Origin of the sequence: Streptomyces tricolor, from assembly GCF_002155905.1 — a bacterium.
GTDB lineage: Bacteria > Actinomycetota > Actinomycetes > Streptomycetales > Streptomycetaceae > Streptomyces > Streptomyces tricolor.
In genome coordinates this window covers 1-4580 of the sequence record NZ_MUMF01000637.1, presented here as the reverse complement: position 1 = coordinate 4580, position 4580 = coordinate 1, and the positions used below count along the sequence as shown (strand labels likewise).

At 75.5% G+C, this 4580-nt stretch carries 3 protein-coding genes and 1 pseudogene; 1 reads left to right on the top strand and 3 read right to left on the bottom strand.

The genetic code is table 11. From position 1 onward, the window contains the following. From CCN44_RS36130 to CCN44_RS36120, 3 genes are all read right to left on the bottom strand, one after another. The coding region (locus tag CCN44_RS36130; protein WP_414820542.1) for a helix-turn-helix domain-containing protein at positions 1 to 308 on the bottom strand (308 nt) is incomplete at its 3' end. Positions 309 to 372: 64 nt separating this feature from the next. After that, positions 373 to 1125: a CHAP domain-containing protein gene (locus tag CCN44_RS36125; RefSeq protein WP_158103198.1), complete on the bottom strand. Its 753-nt coding sequence runs from the start codon at positions 1123 to 1125 to the stop codon at positions 373 to 375. A 537-nt stretch (positions 1126 to 1662) separates the two neighbouring features. Further along, positions 1663 to 4221 carry a helicase-associated domain-containing protein gene (locus tag CCN44_RS36120; RefSeq protein ID WP_086702860.1) on the bottom strand — a complete coding sequence of 853 codons (2559 nt, stop codon included), beginning with the start codon at positions 4219 to 4221 and terminating at the stop codon, positions 1663 to 1665. A gap of 132 nt (positions 4222 to 4353) precedes the next feature. Between CCN44_RS36120 and CCN44_RS36115 the strand changes: the two are divergent. Beyond that, a pseudogene (locus CCN44_RS36115) lies at positions 4354 to 4580 on the top strand (hypothetical protein); the annotation flags it as partial.

Genomic DNA, 4580 nt, shown 5'->3' with positions numbered 1-4580 from the left:
GCCGATCCCCCCGGACCCCGACCCGGTGCCGAGGCCTCGGCGGCCCGCTTCCGTGCGGCCAGCCAGTCGTCCACGTACTCGCCCTCCCCGCACGCGCGGACGAACGCCGCCAGCAGCTCCGGCCGGGGCAGCGACCCGTTGCGCAGGACGTCGGCCAGCGTGCTGCGCGGCAGCAGCTCGCCCTTCTCGGCGGCGCGCTCCTCAAGCTGCCGGTAGGTCAGACGGGAGCGCGCCTTCAGCTCGCGCAGCTCGGTGTTCAGATCCGCTGCGGTCCGCAACTCCTGCAACGCAAGCGCTCTCTCGTCCATGACCCCCATCGTTGTGGTGGGCCTGTCATGGAACAAAACCCTTTCCGGCCAACGTGGCCGGAGGTCAGCGGGCCTTGGGTGTGGTGTAGCCGAGCACCCGGCCCGCCGTCGCGGGCTGGCTCTTCTTGTAGGTGAGCCGTTCCAGCGAGGTGTTGCCCTCCACCGAGTGGTAGACCTTCCGGGCGGAGCTGTAGGAGGTCACCACGCCCACGTGGTCGGCCCGGCCGTCCCCGTTGTTGTCGTACGACACCACGTCACCGGGCTTCGGCCGGTACCGGCCGGACGCCACCTGTGCCTTGGTGTGCCAGGTGTGCTTGGCCTTGCCGTAGGCGCGGAAGGAGTCGGCCGCCGCGTTCAGGCCGCTGATGTCGGCCTTGCCCCAGTACCAGGCGTACTTGGCGAAGTCCGCGCACCAGGCCCGCGAGGTCCACTTGACGTCGGTCCACTTCTTCTTCCAGGCGCCGCCGACCTTGATGTACATGTAGCCCTTGCTGGTTCCGCAGGCCTGGCGGTTGGTGATCGTGCCCTTGCGCGGAGCGCTGGTGCGGTCCCAGCGGAGGTTGGCCTTGGCCGTCCAGAAGCCGGTGTAGAAGTTGCAGTTGTTGCGCTCGGAGTCGCCGCCCTTGGCGTCGCCCTCGTACGTCCGCTTCTGCACCTCGGCGTTGCTGCTCGTGTACTGGCCCAGCGCCTGCTGGGCGACCAGCTTCCCCGGGGCGGTCGCGGCGTGCGCCGGGCCGGCCGTCATGAGGCTCCCCAGCGACATGGCCAGGACCGCCCCCGCGACGGCCGTGGTCTTCGCTGTGCGTATCGCGGACATCCCGTGCTTCCTTCCGTCGGATCGGTGCCGGGCCCTGAGCGGGTCCGGCTGACGACCGAAAGGCTGGCCGGGGCATGCCGGGGCGAACAATGAGTTGAGGCGTCCGGGACACGTCCGGGACAAGCACCGCCTGTCCGCCCAGGTCAGCGCCCTGTCCGAGACAGCGGACACGGCCCGGGACGCCACCCCGGACAGGAGGACGCGGGCGCCACGCATCCCCTCGCGCGAACACGGGCGAGGCGCGCCGGCCGCGACGACGGCCCCGTACAAGTGCGCGTCCAAGGGCGCGCCTTCTTGTCCGCCGCGACGGCGGCGACCGGTGGTGCCGGACCGGCGGGTGCCTCTGTCGGCGTGGTCGGGCCAGTGCACACCCTCCGGGGCACCGACGAGCGAGGGCGGTTGAGGCGACGGCCCCGTACAAGCGGGCGTCCATGGGCGCGTCTTCGTGTCCGCCGCGACGGCGGGCCACCACGACGGCGGCGACCGGTGGTGCCGGACCGGCCGGCGCACCCACCCGTGGTGCCGGCGCGCGTGGGCTCAGTCGTCCGCCAGTTCGGCGACCCCGGTGATCCGGTGCAGCGGGAACGTCCGTACCTCGTCGGCCGTGTGGTCGTACGCCGTCACGAAGCCGCCCTCCACCCGGACCGGCGCGATGACCCGCTGGCTGGCGGCGCCGTCGGCGTTGACGTAGCCGATCCACACCGAGTCGCCGGTGAGCACGGCGGCCTGCATGGTGGCCAGGGTCTCGGCGGAGGAGGTGCGCGGCAGCTCGCCGCCCGCCAGGGGCTCGCCGACCGGCTTGCGCGGGGTGGTGGCGGCCAGGTCACCCGCCCGGATCGCGCGGATCGCCGCCGAGAGCAGCGTCGCGTCGGGCGGCGGCGGCCCGTCCGGCACCGGTTCCGGCGCGGTGCGCGGCGGGGTGCGGTGGGCGTGCGCGCGGGTGATCAGCACATCGCCCTCGGCGGACTCGGCGGCGGGCGCGTACCCCATCGCGCGCAGCCCCTCCAGCAGCGTCGCCGGGTCGGTCTGCGCGGCCAGCACGGTCGGCGCGAGGCGGCGCAGCCGCAGGGCCGCGGCACGCCTGTCGGCGAGGATCTCGTTCAGCAGCGTGTCGTCGTCGCACCGGACGTACGCCGAGGCCGCGCCCACCCGCAGGTGTCCGTGTCTGCGGGCCACGTCGTCGATCAGGTAGGCGAGCGGCTGCGGCACCGGCGTGCGGGAGTGCTCGGCGAGGAAGGCGTGCAGGTCGGCGGCGGTCCGGCCGGCGTCCAGGGCCCGCCGTACGGACGCCGGCGTGAACCGGTACACCGTCGCGCCGCCCTTGGACTCCACGTCCGCGAGCACGCCCAGCATGTCCGCGAGCGGGCGCCGCAGCGGGCCGGGCGCGACCGCGGTCAGGTCGGCCTGGAGCAGGACGTGGTCCAGCGGTTCGGGCAGCAGCGGGGCGAGCAGCCGGGCCGCGGCGGCGGTCGCGACGGCCTGCTCGGCGGCGGCGAGGGGGACGAGCCGGTCGGCCGCCCGGTGATGGTGCACGGGGAGCTTGTCCCCGGGACCGGTGGGCTCGGCGGACCCGGCCGCCGCGGAGCCCGAGCCCGCGGCCGGGGTCGCCGCCGCCGGCGCCCCCAGCAGGGCACGGCCGTGGGCCGACAGGGCGCCGCGGCCGGTGACGCCCAGCAGCTCCGCCTCCGACAGGGCCCAGCGGGCGAGCCGGGAGCGCAGGTCGTCGCCGTCGCGCTGCGCGCCCCGCAGCGGGCGTTCCCAGCGCAGCCGGGCCAGCACCGACGCGGCGTCCGGGGCCGCGCCCTGCGGCAGCGCCGTCAGCAGGGACAGCACCCGGTGCCGTACCTCGGGCGCGGCGGACCGGTCCAGGCCCGGACCGAGCGCCGACAGCGTCCGGTCCTTCGCGTCCCGCCCGCCGACCAGCCCCGGCGTGCGGGTGGCGGCCAGCCAGGCCTGGGCGAGCCGCGCCCAGCGCTCGGCGGGCGGCTGCTCCAGCCACTCGTCGTAGGCGGGGGTGGCCGCGTACCGCTCGTCGGCCTCGCCGTCGGAGGCGATCAGTCCGGCCGCGTACGCCAGCTCGACCCAGAACGCGGCGACCGGCTCCGACACGTCCAGCGCCACGGCGGTCCGCTTGAGGTCCCGGACGCTCAGCCCGCCCGCCCGCAGCACCGCGGGCCCGCCCTCGTCCCAGTCCTTCAGCAGCTCCTCGACGGTGGCCAGCGCGGTGTACGCCTGCCCGGCCGCCGTGGCGTCCACCACCTGGGGGCTGTGGGTCGCGGCCGGCGTCACGGCGGGCGGCAGCGGCTCGGGCGTCCGGTGGGCGCGGCCCTCGCGCAGATGCAGGGCGACCTCGCGCGGCAGGACGACCGTCCCGGGCGTGGTCGGCAGCAGCAGGCCACGGTCGAGCAGCCAGCGCAGATGCGCCGCCGGATCCGCCGTGACCTGCCCGTACGGCGGCCCCCACACCAGCCGGGTCAGCACCTCGCGGGCCGCCTCCGGAGCCCCGGCGAGCAGCTTCGCCATCTTCTTGCGGTGGGTGAACAGCGCGGTCAGCGCGGTCACGGCGGACACCGAGTCGTGCGTCGACGGCAGCCCGGCCGTCGTCACGATCTCCTGGATCCGCCCCGGCGACATGCCCGAGGTGGCCTCCTGCACGGTCGGCCCCAGCCCGGTCGGCGACGGGTGCTGCGGCGACGGAGCGAGCAGCTCGCGGGCGGTCCGCACCAGCCGCAGCCGGTCGTCGCCGCCCCACACCAGCGCCTGTTCGCGCAAGCAGGCGACGGCCCGCGGCAGCGCGCCGGCGACGGTCTCGTCCCCGGCGTCCCCGGCCATCAGCCCGAGCAGCGTGTCGTACGACGCCGGGTCCGGGGCCACGGCCAGCGCCTCCGCCGTCTGTAGCGCGAACCGGTCCAGCCGCTCCAGGGCCCGCAGCACCGAGGCCCGGGTGCCGGCCCGGGTGGCGAGCTGGGTGAGGTCGGTGGGGACGGGGGTGATGAGGTCGGGACGGCTGCGCAGCAGCGCGGCCAGGGAGGCGTCGTCCCGCGCGCGGAGCGCCTCCGCGAGGGACCGAGGGGCTGAGTGGGCCTCGGGGCTCATCCGGCCAACGGTAGCCGACATCTCCGCGAGACCGGAGAGGACGGCCACAGCGGTCGCATCCACCCGGGCGACCGGGAAGAAGCGGTACCGTCCTCACCGGGGTTTGAAGTCGGCGCACCCCGGAGGGGTTCCGTGGGGATCGAGAGCGACCAGGTCGTCTACGAGTATCTGAGCCGCGTCGGGGACATCGCTCAGCAGCGGCAGCTGCCGTCCGCCACGCGGATGCGGCTCGTGTCGGAGCTGCGCAACGAGATCGACCGGTGCCGGGCGCAGACGACGGTGGACTCGCCGGTCGCCGTCCGCCGCATCCTGGACCGCCTGGGCACCCCGGACGAGGTGGTCGCGGCGGCCGGCGGCAC